This is a genomic window from Pseudomonas sp. KU43P (assembly GCF_033095865.1).
Taxonomy (GTDB): Bacteria; Pseudomonadota; Gammaproteobacteria; order Pseudomonadales; family Pseudomonadaceae; genus Aquipseudomonas.
Genome location: NZ_AP019365.1, coordinates 4,524,230 through 4,541,044, shown reverse-complemented (window position 1 = coordinate 4,541,044; position 16,815 = coordinate 4,524,230). Strand labels below are relative to the sequence as shown.

The following is a 16,815-nucleotide window of genomic DNA, read 5'->3' as shown; positions in this document are numbered from 1 at the left end:
CCGAGCAGGGATCTTGATCTGCGCCGGCGTTAGGGCCCTTGAGCTCAGGCGCTGAGCCGCGCCTGGGCCGCCAGCCGGCAGATCGCCCCGTCCAGTTCATCCAACGCCTGTTGCGCCTGCGGATGGTCCTGCTTGAGCATGGTTTCGCTGCGTTGGCACGCTGCGCGCAGTTGCGGCACACCGCAATACCGCGAGGCACCGTTGAGCCTGTGCACCTGCTCAATCAGCACTGTGCGGTCCTCTGACTCGCGCGCGGCGCGGATCGCCTCGCGGTCGCTGTCCAGCGATGCCAGCAGCATGGAGAGCATGTCGGCGGCCAGATCCGGCTTGCCGGCGGCCAGGCGAAGCCCCTCGTCCGGGTCGAGCACCAGCAGTTCGTGCCCCTCGGCCTGCTGGTCCTCGATGCGTTCCACAGGCGCGGCACCCAGGTTCAGCCCGGTCCACTTCATCACCACCTGGGCAAGCTGGCGTTCACTGATCGGTTTGGTCAGGTAGTCGTCCATGCCGCTGTGCAGCAAGGCGCGTTTCTCGTTGGCCATGGCGTGGGCGGTGAGGGCGACGATCGGCAGCGGATTGCCACTCTGGGTGTTTTCCCACAGGCGGATCTGTTCGGTACAGGCACGCCCATCCATCCCTGGCATCTGCACGTCCATCAGCACCAGGTCGAAGCGCTCGCTTTGCACGGCCTGCAGCGCGGCATGGCCGTTGTCGACCGCCAGCACGTCGGCACCCAGGTCTTCGAGCAGGGTCTGCACCAGCAACAGGTTGGCGGCATTGTCATCGACGCAGAGGATCTTCGCCTGGCGCTCGCCATGACGGCCCGGGCCAGGTTCGCCAAGCGGGCGACGCGGATGCACCAGCTCCAGCAGCAGGCGGCGCAGCTTGCGCGTGCAGGTCGGCTTGGACAGCAACTGGCCGTGGCCATTGGGCAGGTACGGGTGGTACAGCGCCTGCTCGGTGGTCGGGCATAGCACCACGCATTGGCAGTGGAAACGCTCCAGTTGCTGGTGGTAGTTACCCAACTGCTCCGGCGAGAGGGTGCCCAGGTTCGCGCCAAACACCGCGAACTCGAACGGCATGCCGGCCTGGAAGCCCGCCTGCACGCCTTGCAGCAGTTGTTCGTAGGAGGCGAACAGGCTCACGCTCAGGCCACAATCTTCGAGCTGGTGTTCCAGGGCCTGGCGAGCCAGCTCGTGGCCGTCGACAACGGCGGCGCGACGGCCCAACAGGGGTTGCAGGGGCTGCTCTTCGATATCGTCATGGGCCTTGGGCAGGCTCAGGCTGATCCAGAACAGCGAGCCTTCGCCCGGCGTGCTGTCGACCCCGATCTCGCCGCCCATCTGCTCGATCAGGCGCTTGGAGATGACCAGGCCCAGGCCGGTGCCCCCCGGTTGCCGGGCCAGCGAGTTGTCGGCCTGGCTGAAGGCCTGGAACAGCGTGCGCACATCCTGCGGTGACAGGCCGATACCTGTGTCCTGCACGCTGATGCGCAGCTGCGCGCTGTCTTCCTGTTCGTCTTCGAGCATCGCGCGCACGACGATGGTGCCTTCGCGGGTGAACTTGATGGCGTTGCTCACCAGGTTGGTGAGGATCTGCTTGAGCCGCAGCGGGTCGCCGATCAGCGACGACGGCGTGTCGCGGTAGATCAGGCTAAGCAGCTCGAGCTGCTTGGCATGGGCGGCGGGGGCGAGGATGGTCAGGGTGTCTTGGACCAGGTCGCGCAGGTTGAACGGGATGCTGTCTAGCACCAGCTTGCCGGCCTCGATCTTGGAGAAGTCGAGGATCTCGTTGATGATCCCCAGCAGGTTGTCGGCAGACTTTTCGATGGTGCTGAGGTAGTCGAGCTGGCGCGGCGTCAGCTCGCTTTTCTGCAACAGGTGGGTGAATCCGAGGATGCCGTTGAGCGGGGTGCGGATCTCGTGGCTCATGTTGGCCAGGAACTCCGACTTGATGCGGCTGGCCTCCAGGGCTTCCTTGCGCGCCATGTCCAGTTCGATGTTCTGGATTTCGATGGTTTCCAGGTTCTGGCGCACGTCCTCGGTTGCCTGGTCGATGCTGTGCTGCAACTCTTCGTGGGCGCTGTGCAGGGTCTCGGCCATGCGGTTGATGCCGCGCGCCAGTTCGTCCAGTTCGTGGCTGCCCATGGCCGGCAGGCGCTCTTCGAGGTGGCCGTCCTTGAGCTGGTTGACCGCGTGTTTGATGCGCGCGATCGGGTCGTTGATGGTGCGGCTCATGCGCATTGCCAGGAGGGCGCTAAGGCCCAGGCAGACGAGAATCAGCAGCACGCTGGTGAACAAGTTGCGGTAACCGCGCAGCAAGGTACCGTCGTGGGACAGTTCGATTTCGACCCAGCCCAGCAGGCGCTCGGATTCCGCCGGCACGGCATCGGTGGCCAGGTCACGGTGATGGCCGAACACTGGCATCAGGTAGCGGGTGGCGTCGTTGCCACTGCGTTGCAACAGCTGGGTTCCGGTGCCGCCACTGGGCGGCCGGTTGATCATGCTGGGGCCGGCATGGGCCAGACGGCTGCGGTCCGGGGCGAGAAACGCCACGGCGCGCACATCGGCCTGCTCCAGGGTTTGCGCGGCAATCCGCTCAAGCTGTGCGGGCGTCTGCCGGGCAAGGGCAGGGGCGGCCAGCGGCGCCAGTTGCTCGGCAATCATCTTGCCGCGCTGAAGTAGCTGGGTACGCAACTCATTTTGCTGCAACCAGGTGAAATAGCAGCCCAGCACCAAGGCCATCAGGCAGGCTGGCAGCAGTGCCAGCAGTAGAACCCGGCTGCGGATTCCCAAACGATCGAGCACACCAGCCTCCTGTCCTGTGCCTGTACGCCGTGGCTTGCGCCACGAACCAAAGCGGAAAGTTACTCCGCCTGCGGCTCGATTGCACTCCTTTGCCGGCGATTTCGCTGCGGCGTGATGGCATTGGTCGTGGGATGGTTGCCTAGATCGGTAGCATGCTCAATAATTGCGCGCAATTGAGAATGCATGGCAGTTGCTAATGAATCCCGTAGCTATTCACTCCTCCAGCATCTTGGCCATTGAGGACGACCCAGTGCTGGGCGCCTATCTGCATGAAGAGTTGCAGCGTGGCGGCTTCCAGGTGACCTGGTGCCGAAACGGGCTCGACGGCCTGGAAACGGCCGGTCGGGAGGTCTTCGACGTGGTGCTGATGGATATCCTGCTGCCTGGGCTCAACGGCCTGGATGCTCTGGCACAGTTACGCCGGTGCAGTACTACGCCGGTCATCCTGATGTCGGCGCTGGGCGCCGAGGCCGACCGGATCAGTGGCTTCCAGCGCGGCGCCGATGACTACCTGCCCAAGCCCTTCAGCATGGCCGAGCTGCAGGTGCGCATCGAGGCGATTCTGCGCCGCGTCGCCCTTGAGCGTCGCCATCAGCCCGCGCTGGAGCAGGCCACCGGCGAGCTGCGTTTCGACGATAGCCTGTGCGATGTAAGCCTGGGCGGCCAGCATGCAGGTCTCACACCGAGCGAGTACCGCCTGCTCGACACGCTCAACCGCAATTTCGACGAGGTGATGAGCAAACCCTTCCTTTATCAGCAGGTGCTGCAGCGCGGCTATTCTCGTCATGACCGCAGCCTGGACATGCATGTCAGCCAGATCCGCCGCAAACTCAAGGCGATCGGCTACCACGAGCGGCAGATCCGCACCGTCTGGGGCAAGGGCTACGTGCTCAGCGTCGGCGAGGCGGAGTGAGCGATGCCCGATCGCCATTCGCTGTTCTGGAAACTGACCATCCTGCTGGTGGGTTTCTGCCTGTTGATGATCGGCCTGAGCTACACCTGGGGCCGTCACATGGAAACCCAAAATGCCTTTCTCGCCGAGCCCGCCCGCCAAGTGCTGCGCGGCTATGCCAGCGAGGCCGAACAGGCCTGGCGCAGCGGCGGGCAAGGCGGGCTGGACCGGTGGCTGGCAGACATGCACGAGCGCGAGCAGGGCTGGGTGGGCGTGCTCGATATCAACTTGCGCCCTTTGAACAGCGCCACCCTGGGCCCGGAGATCATGCAGCGACTTACCCGCCTGCGCGGCGTCGACTGGCCCATGAGCCGGCGCAGCATCGACCAACCCTGGTTGCGCATTCCGTTTCCCGGGGCGCCGGAGCAGGGCATGCTGGTCATCGAGCTGCCGACCCGCTTCACCCCTGGGCAATACCAGATGGCCTGGCGCATCGTTACCAACGGCATCATTCCTGGCCTGTTCACCTTGCTGCTGTGCATCGGCCTATACCGCATGCTGATCGTGCCGCTCAACCAGTTGCGCGAGCAGGCCAACGCCTGGCGCGCCGACCAGCTATCGGCTCGCCTGGACTCGCGCACCATCGCCCGGCATGACGAGCTGGGCGAGCTGGCCCGTGCCTTCGACCAGATGGCCGAGCGGCTGCAGGGGACGGTGGCCATGCAGCAACAACTGCTGCGGGATTTGTCCCATGAAATGCGCACGCCCCTGAGCCGCTTGCGCGTGGCCTGTGACGGTGAAACCGATCTGCAGAGGTTGCGTGAACGGTTGGGCCGCGAGGTCGACTGCATGCAGCAGCTGGTCGAGAACACCCTGCAACTGGCCTGGCAGGACGCCGAGCGAGCGCCGATGAACCTTGAGCCGATTCAGTTGCAGGCGTTGTGGGAGCTATTGGTCGAAGACGCGAGCTATGAAAGCGGCTGGCCACCGGAGCGTCTGCGTTGCGAGCTGCCGGTCGACTGCTGGGTACAGGGCAACCTCAACCACCTGGCCCAGGCCGTGGAGAACATGCTGCGCAATGCCATCCGCCATTCACCGGGAAGCGGCGTGGTGCGCCTGGGCGGGCAGCGTGAGGGGAGTTATTGGCGGTTGTGGCTGGAGGACGAGGGTGGCGGTGTGGCCGAGGAAGACCTGGAGCGGATCTTCGCGCCGTTTTCCCGCCTAGATGGCTCGCGCCCGGGGGATGGTGGGTTCGGCTTAGGCTTGAGCATTGCCCGCAGTGCGATCCAGCGCCAGGGCGGCACCCTGTGGGCCGATAACGGCAAGCGCGGGCTGCGCCTGTGCATGCGCCTGCCAGCTCATGGGGCAGGTACTAGCAATACAAGGCTATATAGCTTGTAGCTATACCGACCACAGATTGCGTGATATGGCGGCGAAGGGTTTGCCGGTATGATAGGCGCCCCTGCCGTCCGGATTGTGAAATACACCATGACCTTGCAGTACCCAACCATCGCCGATTGCGTCGGCAATACGCCCCTGGTTCGCCTGCAGCGCATCGCTGGAGAAACCAGCAATACCCTCCTGCTCAAGCTCGAAGGTAACAATCCCGCCGGCTCGGTGAAGGACCGCCCGGCACTGTCGATGATCACCCGCGCCGAACTGCGTGGCCAGATCAAGCCCGGCGACACCCTGATCGAAGCCACCTCCGGCAATACCGGCATTGCCCTGGCGATGGCGGCGGCGATCAAGGGTTACAAGATGATCCTCATCATGCCCGACAACTCCACCGCCGAGCGCAAGGCTGCCATGACCGCTTATGGCGCCGAGCTGATCCTGGTGACCAAGGAGGAGGGCATGGAAGGCGCCCGTGACTTGGCCGAGAAGCTGCAGGCCGAAGGCCGCGGCCTGGTCCTCGACCAGTTCGCCAATGGCGACAATCCGATCGCCCATTACAACAGTACCGGCCCGGAGATCTGGCAGCAGACCCAGGGCACGATCACCCATTTCGTCAGCTCCATGGGCACCACCGGTACCATCATGGGCTGCTCGCAGTACCTCAAGGAGCAGAATCCGTCGGTGCAGATCGTCGGCCTGCAGCCGATGGAAGGCTCGGCGATTCCCGGCATTCGCCGCTGGCCCGAGCAATACCTGCCGAAGATCTTCGACGCCACCCGTGTCGACCGCGTGATGGACATGTCCCAGCAAGAAGCCGAGGACACCACCCGTCGCCTTGCCCGTGAAGAGGGCATTTTCTGCGGCGTGTCTTCCGGTGGTGCGGTAGCGGCCATGCTGCGCCTGTCTCGAGAAGTGGAAAACGCCGTGATGGTCGCGATCATCTGTGACCGCGGCGACCGTTACCTGTCCACCGGCCTGTTCGACCCGAGCTAATGTCCAGAAAGAAAAGCAACAGCGGCCTGCGCTTTCAGCCGGCCGGCGGTAACCGCACCCCTCAGGTCCCCGTGGGCAAGAAACAGCGCCTGGAAATCGAGCGCCTGGCCGGTGACGGCCGCGGCATCGCCTTCCTCGAAGGGCGCACCTGGTTCGTCAGTGGAGCCCTGGCCGGCGAGTCGGTCGAGGCGCGCGTGCTCAACGCCCGCGGCAAGGTGGTCGAGGCGCGCCTGGAGCGGATCCTGCAGGCCAGCCCCGAGCGCCGCGAGGCGCCGTGCCGTCATTACGAACGCTGCGGTGGCTGCAACCTGCAGCACTTGCCCCACGAGGCCCAGCTGGCACTCAAGCAACGTACCTTGGCCGAACAGCTGCAGCGGGTTGCCGGTGTGCAGCCCGAGGAATGGGCCGCCCCCTTGAGCGGGCCGGAATTCGGCTACCGGCGCCGGGCGCGGGTAGCGGTGCGCTGGGATGTCAAAGCGCGGCAGCTGGAAGTGGGCTTCCGTGCCGAAGCCAGCCAGGACATTGTTTCCATCGATGACTGCGCAGTGCTGGTACAGCCCTTGCAATCTATTCTTCGCCACTTGCCGACCGTGCTGCGTTCGCTGAGCAAGCCGCAGGCGATCGGCCATGTGGAGTTGTTCAGCGGCACTGCCGAGGCGGTGCTGGTGCGCCACGTGATGCCACTGCCAGCGGATGACCTGGCGCGCCTGCAGGCGTTCTGCCATGAAGCCGATGCGCAGCTCTGGCTGCAAGGCGAAGGCGAGCCGGCACCGGTGGATGCCGAGGCGAAACTGGGCTTTGCCCTGGCGCCCTGGCAACTGGAACTGGCCTGGCGCCCTGGCGACTTCGTCCAGGTCAACGCCCAGGTCAACACGGCGATGATCGAGCAGGCCCTGGCCTGGCTCGCACCGCAAGCCGACGAGCGCGTGCTGGACCTGTTCTGCGGCCTGGGCAACTTCGCTCTGCCGCTGGCTCGCCAGGCGCGTGAAGTGGTGGCCGTGGAAGGTGTACAGGCCATGGTCGATCGGGCCGAGGCCAATGCCAGAAACAACAATGTGCATAACGCACGGTTTTTTCAGGCCGATTTATCGCAGCCTTTGGCGGGCGCCGGATGGGCCGCCGAGGGCTTTTCTGCGGTACTCTTGGATCCACCGCGCGACGGTGCGTTCGAGGTGGTGCAAGGCATCGCACGCCTCAAGGCCGAACGGTTGGTCTACGTATCGTGCAACCCGGCCACGCTGGCGCGAGACGCCCAGGTGCTGGTCGGCCAGGGGTACCGGTTAAAAAGGGCCGGGATTCTCGACATGTTTCCTCAGACGGCGCATGTCGAGGCCATGGCGTTATTCGAAGCGGGCTAGCCACACACTGGCGCCCCTTGGTGCGGTTTCCATGGAATGGAAGCCACACGGTGATAGCCAGCGCACCCGTGTAGTGCGCTGTATGGAAAGGTAAAACAAAGATGGTACAGGTGAGAGTGCACCAGCCGGTCAACACCGACGGCAGTATCAATCTCGAAGCATGGCTGGATCATGTGGTGAGCGTCGATTCGGCATTGGATCGCGTGGCACTCAAGGAGGCCTGCGAGTTCGCCCAGGAGATCGAGAAAAAGGGCAACCCCGCCAAGCATTCATGGGCCGACGGTACCTCCAGTTTCCAGGCTGGCCTGGAAATCGCCGAAATCCTCGCCGACCTCAAGCTCGACCAGGACTCTCTGGTGGCGGCGGTCATCTATCGTTCGGTGCGTGAGGGCAAGGTGACCCTGGCCGAGGTCGGCCAGCGTTTCGGCCCGGTGGTGTCCAAGTTGATCGACGGCGTGCTGCGCATGGCCGCCATCAGCGCCAGCCTCAGCCCGCGCCAGTCGCTGGTGCTCGGTTCCCAGGCGCAGGTCGAGAACCTGCGCAAGATGCTCGTGGCCATGGTCGACGACGTGCGCGTGGCACTGATCAAGCTGGCCGAGCGCACCTGCGCGATCCGTGCGGTGAAGTCCGCCGATGACGAAAAGCGCCTGCGCGTGGCACGTGAAGTGTTCGACATCTACGCACCGTTGGCTCACCGCCTGGGCATCGGCCATATCAAGTGGGAGCTGGAGGATCTGTCCTTCCGCTACCTCGAGCCCGATCAGTACAAGCAGATCGCCAAGCTGCTGCACGAGCGCCGGCTGGACCGTGAGCGGTTCATCAGCGACGTGATGAACCAGCTGCAGAACGAACTGCTGGCCACCGGCGTCAACGCCGACATCAGCGGCCGGGCCAAACATATCTATTCGATCTGGCGCAAGATGCAGCGCAAGGGCCTGGAATTCAGCCAGATCTACGACGTGCGTGCGGTACGCGTGCTGGTGCCCGAAGTACGCGATTGCTACACCGCGCTGGGTATCGTCCACACCCTGTGGCGGCACATCCCCAAGGAATTCGACGACTACATCGCCAACCCCAAGGAAAACGGCTACCGCTCGCTGCACACGGCGGTGATCGGCCCCGAGGGCAAGGTGCTGGAAGTGCAGATCCGAACCCACGGCATGCACGAGGAAGCCGAGCTCGGCGTCTGCGCCCACTGGCGCTACAAGGGCACCGACGTCAAGCCCAGCTCCAACCACTACGAAGAGAAGATCTCCTGGCTGCGCCAGGTGCTCGAATGGCACGAAGAACTGGGCGACATCGGTGGCCTGGCCGAGCAACTGCGGGTTGATATCGAACCTGACCGGGTCTATGTGTTCACCCCGGACGGCCACGCCATCGACCTGCCCAAGGGCGCCACGCCGCTGGACTTCGCTTACCGCGTGCACACGGAGATCGGCCACAACTGCCGTGGCGCCAAGATCAACGGGCGCATCGTACCGCTCAACTACAGCCTGCAGACCGGCGAGCAGGTGGAGATCATCACCAGCAAGCACGGCAACCCGAGCCGCGACTGGCTGAACTCCAACCTCGGCTACGTCACCACCTCGCGGGCGCGGGCCAAGATTGTCCACTGGTTCAAGCTGCAGGCTCGCGACCAGAACGTCGCCGCCGGCAAGACCTTGCTCGAGCGCGAGCTCAGCCGCCTGGGCCTGCCCCAGGTGGACTTCGAGCGACTGGCCGAGAAGACCAACGTCAAGACCGCCGAGGACATGTTCGCCTCGCTCGGTGCCGGCGATCTGCGCCTGGCGCACTTGGTCAACGCCGCCCAGCAGTTGCTCGAACCCGAGCGCATCGAGCAGATCGAGCTGGTGCCGCGCAAGCCGACCGGTCCGCGTACCGGCAAGCGTGGCGATATCCAGATCCAGGGGGTGGGCAACCTGCTGACGCAGATGGCCGGTTGCTGCCAGCCGCTGCCGGGCGATGCCATCGTCGGCTACATCACCCAGGGCCGTGGCGTGAGCATTCATCGCCAGGACTGCGCCTCGGTGCTGCAGCTGGCGGGGCGCGAGCCGGAGCGGATGATCCAGGTGAGCTGGGGGCCGATACCGGTGCAGACCTACCCGGTCGATATCGTCATCCGTGCCTACGACCGCCCAGGCTTGCTGCGTGACGTGTCGCAGGTGCTGCTCAACGAGAAGATCAACGTGCTGGCGGTGAACACCCGCTCGAACAAGGAAGACAACACCGCGCTGATGTCGCTGACCATCGAGATTCCAGGCCTGGATGCGCTGGGGCGCCTGCTGGGCAGGATCTCGCAGTTGCCGAACATCATCGAGACGCGGCGTAATCGTACCCCTTGAACATCTGCACTGGGGCCGCTGGGCGGCCCATCGCCGGCAAGCCGGCTCCCACAGGTACTGCACTGGACTCATGCACAGTGAAGTCCCCGTGGGAGCCGGCTTGCCGGCGATCGGGGGCAAAGCCACCGCCTAGGAACAAATGCCAATGACCTACACCCTCGAAGACCTGCTGCACCTCATGGCCCGCCTGCGCGACCCGCAATACGGTTGCCCATGGGATCTCAAGCAGAACTACGCCAGCATCGTCCCGCACACCCTCGAGGAAGCCTACGAAGTCGCCGACACCATCGAGCGCGGTGATTTCGAGCACCTGCAGGGCGAGCTCGGCGATCTGCTGTTCCAGGTGGTCTACTACAGCCAGTTGGCGCGGGAGGAGGGGCGGTTCGAGTTCGATGGCGTGGTCGATGCCATCACCCGCAAGCTCATCCGCCGCCACCCGCACGTATTCCCCACCGGTGAGCTGTACGCGCCACTGGATACCCCCAGCCTGAGCGAGGCTGAGGTCAAGTCGCGCTGGGAAGAGATCAAGGCCGAGGAGCGTGCCGAAAAGAGCGGGCCAGATCAGCTGTCGCTGCTCGATGATGTGCCTGCAACCTTGCCGGCCTTGTCGCGGGCAGCCAAACTGCAGAAGCGTGCGGCTACCGTGGGTTTCGACTGGCCCGAGGCACTGCCGGTGCTCGACAAGGTCCGCGAGGAACTCGACGAAGTACTGCAGGCCATGGCCGACGGCGATGCGCAAGCCCTCGAGGATGAAGTCGGCGACCTGCTGTTCGCTGCTGTGAACCTGGCTCGCCACCTCAAGCAGGACCCGGAAAACGCCCTGCGCCGCGCCAACCGCAAGTTCGAGCGGCGTTTCCGCTTCATCGAACAGGCATTGCGCGACAGCGGTCGGCCCATTGAAGAATGTAACCTTGACGAACTGGACGCCCTCTGGGGGGAAGCCAAACGTCAGGAAAAGAACCTGCCCAGCTGCGGCTGAGCGGCTGCATAAGTGAGTGAACATCCATGAGTCTTTCCCTTCGCGATCAATTGCTCAAGGCCGGTCTGGTCAACCAGAAACAGGTCTCCCAGGCCAACAAGGCCGAGAAGAAACAGAAACGCCTGGAGCACAAAGGCCAGGTCGAAGTCGACGACAGCCAGCAACGCTTGGCCAAGGAAGCCATGGCCGAGAAGGCCAAGCGTGACCAGGAGCTGAACCGCCAGCAGCAGGAAAAGGCCGAGCAGAAAGCCCGTGCCGCGCAGGTCAAGCAGTTGATCGAGGCGACCCGCCTGCCCAAGCTGAACACCGAGGACTACTACAACTTCGTCGATGACAAGAAGGTCAAGCGCATCGCCGTCAACGCCTTGATGCGCAGCAAGCTGAGCAACGGTGCGCTGGCGATCGTCGCTCATGGCGGCGGTTACGAGGTGATCCCGCGCGAAGCGGCGGTAAAGATCCAGGAGCGCGACCCCAGCCGTATCCTGCTGCTCAATACCCACGTCGAGGAAGCGGATGAGGACGATCCGTATGCGGCCTACAAGATCCCGGACGATCTGATGTGGTAAGTACTGGAAAGCCCCGCCTAGGCGGGGCTTTTTCATGGAAGACGGGTCATTGCGTGGCGCGCTGGGATTCCAGCTCTTCGAGCTCTACGCGGTACTGGTGAGCTTCGTGTTCATTGTGGAACATGCCGACCAGCAGGCCCTGCTGATGCACATCCCAGATCCGCACGCCAGCGGCCAGGCCTTCGTGGGACATTTTCGATTCGTCACGTTCGGTTACTTGAACAGTCATCGGTAAACTCCACTGCTAGGGTTGGTTGCGACACTGTGTCGCACACCCCTTTTATAGAGTTTGTTAGCAGGCTAAGTAAATAAAACAGCGATGAAACAAGTTTCATGTAGAGCCGGGGCCCATTAAAAAGAAACCCCGCACAAGGCGGGGTTTCAGATGAAGCAGGCAGATGCGGCTCAGTTACCCTTCACCGTCTTGCCATCGACCGTGCCATCCTGCAGCACGATCACGTATTCCTTGCCATCGGTCTCGACCTGGCGCAATTGCACCAGCAGGTAGTCCCAGTCCTTGGCGAACCACAGCTCGGTGATGCGTTTGCTCTGGCTCGGGTCGCGCACGCGCTCGACCTTCACGGCATCGACCTGGCCGGTCTTGGTGGTGACTTTCTCGGTGCCCAGCACGCGGAAGTCGTAGGTGTCGATCTCGTCACCGTCGACCACCTGGTAGGTCATGCTTTTCTTGCCGGCGGCCACGTCATGTTGCAGGGCCAGCTGGTAGGACGATTTGTCCAGCACGCCACGGTTGAGCGGCAGGCTGATCGCGTCGCCACGGTCGCTGCCGGTCACTTTCTTGGCATTCCAGTCGAAGGTCAGGTCGACCTTCTTGGCCTTGCCCAGGCCACCGCGCTCGAAGTGGTACTTCTGCGGCAGCAGGGTGTCGTTGTCCAGGCGCAGGTTGCTTTGCTCGGTGAGGCTGGCAATCATCATGGAAGCCTTGAAGTTAAGGTCCCACGTGCCATTGGCATTTTTTACCAGGCTGCGTTCGGCAGTACCACTCATGGGCAGTTGCTTCCAGTCGGCGGTGTAGCTGGCCGAGAACGGCTTCAGGTCGGCTGCCTGGAGGGGCAGGGCGAGCACGGCGAGAGCCAAAAGCAGGGCACGACGCATAAATTCTCCTAGGGTCGGATCAAATGACCACTGGCCGGCAAGGGCTGGCCATCCAGTAACGCACCCTGTTCACCCAGGCGCAAGCGCCCCTCGGCAAACCAGTGCACCGCCAGCGGGTAGATCTGGTGTTCCTGATGGTGTACCCGCTGCGCCAGGCTTTCGGCGTTATCGCCTGACACTACCGGTACCACAGCCTGTACGACCAGAGGCCCGCCATCGAGTTCCTCGGTGACGAAGTGTACGCTGCAGCCATGCTCGGCGTCGCCCGCTTCCAGCGCCCGTCGATGGGTATGCAGCCCTTTGTACTTGGGCAGCAGCGACGGGTGGATGTTGAGCAGGCGGCCTTGGTAGTGGCGCACGAAACCGCCACTGAGGATACGCATGAAGCCGGCCAGTACCACAAGGTCGGGATCGAAGCCGTCGATGCGCGCCATCAGCGCGGTGTCGAAGGCTTCCCGGCCGTCGAAGCCTGTGTGGTCCAGCACTGCAGTGGCGATGCCGGCCTCGGCAGCCCGTTGCAGGCCGTAGGCATCGGCGCGGTTGGAAATCACCGCGGCGATGCGTACTGGGCTGGCGTCACCATGGCAACTGTCGATCAGGGCTTGCAGGTTGCTGCCGGAACCCGACAGCAGTACCACGACATTGCAGGGCGAGCTCGGCATCAGTGTGCCTTGAGGTTCTGCAGCTCGACCTGAGCAGCGCCTTCGGCGGCCTGTTCGATGCGGCCGATGACCCACGGTTGTTCGCCTTCGGCGCGCAAGACGTTGAGGGCGGCTTCTACCTGGTCCTGGGCTACGCAGATGACCATGCCGACGCCGCAGTTCAGCACGCGGTGCATTTCGTGCTCATCGACGTTGCCTTTTTCCTGCAGGAAGTCGAATACCGCCGGGCGCTGCCAGCTGGCCACGTCGATCACGGCCTGGGCATTGTCCGGCAGTACGCGCGGGATGTTGTCCAGCAGGCCGCCACCGGTGATGTGGGCCATGGCCTTGACCGCGCCGGTCTGCTTGATCAGTTGCAGCAGTGGCTTGACGTAGATGCGGGTCGGCGCCATCAGCAGGTCGGCCAGCGGCTTGCCGCCGAGCTGGGTATTCTCGATGTCGGTGCCGGATACTTCGAGGATCTTGCGGATCAGCGAGTAGCCGTTGGAGTGCGGGCCGGAGGACGGCAGAGCGATCAGCGCGTCGCCGGTGGCAACCTTGGAGCCGTCGATGATTTCGGCCTTTTCCACCACGCCGACGCAGAAGCCGGCCAGGTCGTAGTCTTCGCCTTCGTACATGCCAGGCATTTCGGCGGTTTCGCCGCCGACCAGGGAGCAGCCAGCCAGTTCACAGCCGGCGCCGATGCCGGTGACCACGGTGGCAGCAACGTCGACGTTCAGCTTGCCGGTGGCGTAGTAGTCGAGGAAGAACAGCGGTTCGGCGCCGCAGACCACCAGGTCGTTGACGCACATGGCGACCAGGTCCTGGCCGATGCTGTCGTGCTTGTTCAGGTTCAGCGCCAGGCGCAGCTTGGTGCCGACGCCGTCGGTGCCGGAGACCAGCACTGGCTGTTTGTAGCCGGCCGGGATCTCGCAGAGGGCGCCGAAGCCGCCCAGGCCACCCATGACTTCAGGGCGTGCGGTGCGTTTTGCCACGCCCTTGATGCGTTCGACCAGTGCTTCGCCGGCGTCGATGTCTACACCGGCGTCCTTGTAGCTCAGGGAGGGTTGCTTGCTCATTGATCCAGGCCTTTAAGAGGGAGGGATTCGTAAAAACGACCGTGACGGCCAAGGCCGGCTGGGAAGCGGCGGCTGCCTGAAACGTCAGAGGTCTGTGAAGGCGCGCGATTTTATCAGGGTTGCCGGGCAGCGGCCATCCTCAGGCCGACGGGCAGGGCAGGAAAAGGTGAAAATCATGGCAAAGCCGAGCGGCCTGTGGGAGCCGGCTTGCCGGCGATAGGGCCCGAACAGGCTGCCCAGGGCGACAGTGTTGTGCCTGTACCGGCCCCATCGCCGGCAAGCCGGCTCCCACACAGATCGCGCAAGCAGCCTATATAAGGTAAAGGGAGCACTTTGCCTTCAGCAATGGTCCCACCCTGCGCTACGCTCACGTTGCTCCGTGTTATCTGGACAGGAATCCTGCATGCGACTTCTCAACTATCTGGCAGCGGGTTGTCTTGCCCTTGCCAGCTTCGCCGCCCAAGCCGAAAACGTTTCCGGCCTCTACCAGGTGCGTGAAGCCGTCGAAGGGCAGGGCGCCGAAGCCCGTACCGCCGCCACCGCCAAGGCGCTTGATACCCTGGTGTTGCGCTTGACCGGCGACCCCAAGGCGGCGCAGAGCCCGGCGCTGGCCGAGCTGCGCAAAGACCCGCGACAAATCATCAACCAGGTCGGTACCGACGCCGGCCCGCCGGAATCGGTCATGGTCGAGTTCGACCCGGGCAGCACTGAGCGAGCCTTGCGCAAGGCCGGCCTGGCGTTGTGGGGCAGCAACCGGCCGTCGATTCTCGGCTGGTGGCTCAACGACAATGCCGAAGGCAGCAACCTGGTCGGTGATGGCCAGGCCAGCGCCCAACCCCTGCGCCGCGCCGCCCAGCACCGTGGCCTGCCGCTGCGGTTGCCATTGGCCGACCTGCAGGAGCAATTGGTGGCCAACGCCAAGCAACTGGAAGGCAGCGACCCCGCGCCGCTGCGCGAGGCCGCCGAGCGATACGGTGCCGACGCCCTGTTGGCGGTGCACGCCCAGGAAGCCGACGGCAAGTGGCAAGGCAAGTGGCAGCTTTGGCTGGGCAAGCAACACGAGCAGGGTAATGCCGAAGGCGCCGACCAGGCCGCTCTGGCCGACGCCGTCATGCTGGCCGTGAGCACCCGCTTGGCGCCGCGCTACGTGACCCGCCCAGGCGCCAGCAGTCAGTTGCAGCTGCAGGTGCAGGGCATGAACCTGCAGCGTTATGCCGAACTCGGCCGCGTACTTGAACCCTACGGCCCGCGCCTGAAATTGGCCGATGGCAAGACCCTGACCTATGACGTCACTGCCGATCGCGAACAACTGCGCGCCCAGCTCGGCCTGGCCAAGCTGCAGGAAGTACCGGCCGAGCAGGCACCCACCACGGCGGCGACTCCGGCCCCCGGTACTGCCCCATCGACGGGCCAGCCCGCCGCCACCCCGCCCGTAGCCAAGCCGTTCGACGGCTTGAGCTTCCGCTGGTAAGGAGTGACGAACATGCTCGATAGCCGTCGTTGGATCTGGTTGGGCGCGGCCCTGCTGATTGCCGTGCTCCTCTACAGCCTGCACAACATTCTTTCGCCGTTTCTCATAGGCATCCTGCTGGCCTACCTGGCCGACCCACTGGTCGACCGCCTTGAGCGTCTGGGGCTTTCACGCACCTGGGGCGTGGTGGTGGTGTTCAGCCTCTTCACCCTCATCTTGCTGGCCTTGCTGCTGGTGCTGGTGCCCATGTTGGCCAAGCAGTTGCTGCGCCTCTATGAACTGGCGCCGCAGATGCTCGACTGGCTGCAGCATGTGGCGCTGCCGTGGGTGCAGCATCGTCTGGGCCTGGCTGACGGCTTCTGGAAATTCGACAAGATCAAGGCCGCCATCGGCGAGCACATGGGTCAGACCACCGACATCGTCGGCGTCGTACTGTCCCAGGCCACCGCATCGAGCCTGGCGCTGATGGCCTGGCTGGCCAACCTGGTGCTGATCCCGGTGGTGGGCTTCTACCTGCTGCGCGACTGGGATGTGATGATGGCCAAGCTGCGCAGCCTGCTGCCGCGACAGCGTGAGTCGCAGGTGGTGGGCCTGGCTGGCGAATGTCACGAAGTACTGGGAGCGTTCGTGCGTGGTCAATTGATGGTGATGCTGGCCCTGGGGGTTATCTATTCCGCCGGCCTGATGCTGGTGGGGCTGGAACTTGGGTTGCTGATCGGCATGCTCGCCGGCCTGGCCGCCATCGTGCCATACATGGGCTTCATCATCGGTATCGGCGCGGCGCTGGTCGCCGGGCTGTTTCAGTTTGGCGGCGATCTGTACCCGATGCTGGGCATCGTTGCAGTGTTCATGGTCGGGCAGGCGCTGGAAGGCATGGTGCTGACGCCGCTGCTGGTGGGCGACCGAATCGGCCTGCATCCGGTGGCGGTGATCTTCGCCATCCTCGCCGGCGGTGAGCTGTTCGGGTTTACCGGCGTGTTGCTGGCGTTGCCGGTGGCGGCGGTGATCATGGTGCTGCTGCGGCATGTGCATGACCTGTACAAAGAGTCGGACATGTATGCCGGGGATATCGACCCTGAGTTGTGACAGCGGGGGCTGCAGAGCAGCCTCATGCAGCGCAACTCGTTGATTTTGCTTGTGCTATGTGCCTGCGCGATTGTGCCCACCCGCATTGCGGGT

At 64.0% G+C, this 16,815-nt stretch carries 14 protein-coding genes; 9 read left to right on the top strand and 5 right to left on the bottom strand.

All coding sequences use genetic code 11. The features are described from left to right. Positions 1-44: 44 nt before the first annotated feature. Positions 45-2,804 carry a response regulator gene (locus tag KU43P_RS20760; RefSeq protein WP_317659296.1) on the bottom strand — a complete coding sequence of 920 codons (2,760 nt, stop codon included), beginning with the start codon at positions 2,802-2,804 and terminating at the stop codon, positions 45-47. A 196-nt stretch (positions 2,805-3,000) separates the two neighbouring features. Here KU43P_RS20760 and KU43P_RS20755 point away from each other — a divergent pair, with 196 nt between their 5' ends. From KU43P_RS20755 to KU43P_RS20725, 7 genes are all read left to right on the top strand, one after another. Beyond that, positions 3,001-3,717, top strand: coding sequence for a response regulator transcription factor (locus KU43P_RS20755; protein ID WP_317659295.1), 717 nt, complete (start codon positions 3,001-3,003; stop codon positions 3,715-3,717). Between the two features lie 3 nt (positions 3,718-3,720). Further along, a complete protein-coding gene (locus KU43P_RS20750) occupies positions 3,721-5,097 on the top strand; it encodes a sensor histidine kinase (protein WP_317659294.1) in 1,377 nt (458 codons plus the stop codon). Between the two features lie 87 nt (positions 5,098-5,184). Beyond that, the gene (gene cysM, locus KU43P_RS20745) at positions 5,185-6,084 is read left to right on the top strand and encodes a cysteine synthase CysM (protein ID WP_317659293.1); all 900 of its coding nucleotides are present in this window, start codon (positions 5,185-5,187) and stop codon (positions 6,082-6,084) included. Then, on the top strand, positions 6,084-7,442 hold the full coding sequence (gene rlmD / locus KU43P_RS20740; RefSeq protein WP_317659292.1) for a 23S rRNA (uracil(1939)-C(5))-methyltransferase RlmD: 1,359 nt from the start codon (positions 6,084-6,086) through the stop codon (positions 7,440-7,442). Before cysM ends, rlmD begins: the two co-directional genes overlap by 1 nt. A 101-nt stretch (positions 7,443-7,543) precedes the next feature. Then, positions 7,544-9,784 (top strand): GTP diphosphokinase, encoded by a 2,241-nt coding sequence (relA, locus tag KU43P_RS20735; protein WP_176515703.1) that lies wholly within the window; start codon positions 7,544-7,546, stop codon positions 9,782-9,784. A 145-nt stretch (positions 9,785-9,929) separates the two neighbouring features. Further along, positions 9,930-10,763 (top strand): nucleoside triphosphate pyrophosphohydrolase, encoded by an 834-nt coding sequence (gene mazG / locus KU43P_RS20730; protein ID WP_317659291.1) that lies wholly within the window; start codon positions 9,930-9,932, stop codon positions 10,761-10,763. 26 nt (positions 10,764-10,789) lie between these two features. After that, positions 10,790-11,329 carry a DUF2058 domain-containing protein gene (locus tag KU43P_RS20725; protein WP_317659290.1) on the top strand — a complete coding sequence of 180 codons (540 nt, stop codon included), beginning with the start codon at positions 10,790-10,792 and terminating at the stop codon, positions 11,327-11,329. Positions 11,330-11,375: 46 nt separating this feature from the next. Here KU43P_RS20725 and KU43P_RS20720 read toward each other — a convergent pair whose 3' ends face one another. From KU43P_RS20720 to purM, 4 genes are all read right to left on the bottom strand, one after another. Next, on the bottom strand, positions 11,376-11,558 hold the full coding sequence (locus tag KU43P_RS20720) for a hypothetical protein (protein ID WP_317659289.1): 183 nt from the start codon (positions 11,556-11,558) through the stop codon (positions 11,376-11,378). 176 nt (positions 11,559-11,734) lie between these two features. Beyond that, positions 11,735-12,445, bottom strand: a complete 711-nt coding sequence (locus tag KU43P_RS20715) for a DUF3108 domain-containing protein (protein WP_317659288.1) — start codon at positions 12,443-12,445, stop codon at positions 11,735-11,737. Positions 12,446-12,453: 8 nt separating this feature from the next. After that, a complete protein-coding gene (gene purN, locus KU43P_RS20710) occupies positions 12,454-13,107 on the bottom strand; it encodes a phosphoribosylglycinamide formyltransferase (RefSeq protein WP_317659287.1) in 654 nt (217 codons plus the stop codon). Then, a complete protein-coding gene (gene purM / locus KU43P_RS20705; protein ID WP_317659286.1) occupies positions 13,107-14,165 on the bottom strand; it encodes a phosphoribosylformylglycinamidine cyclo-ligase in 1,059 nt (352 codons plus the stop codon). Before purM ends, purN begins: the two co-directional genes overlap by 1 nt. Positions 14,166-14,568: 403 nt before the next feature. On the opposite strand from purM, the gene KU43P_RS20700 reads away from it, so the two are divergent. Then, positions 14,569-15,636 carry a DUF2066 domain-containing protein gene (locus KU43P_RS20700; protein ID WP_317659285.1) on the top strand — a complete coding sequence of 356 codons (1,068 nt, stop codon included), beginning with the start codon at positions 14,569-14,571 and terminating at the stop codon, positions 15,634-15,636. Positions 15,637-15,648: 12 nt separating this feature from the next. Continuing rightward, on the top strand, positions 15,649-16,722 hold the full coding sequence (locus KU43P_RS20695) for an AI-2E family transporter (RefSeq protein WP_317659284.1): 1,074 nt from the start codon (positions 15,649-15,651) through the stop codon (positions 16,720-16,722). Positions 16,723-16,815: the final 93 nt, after the last annotated feature.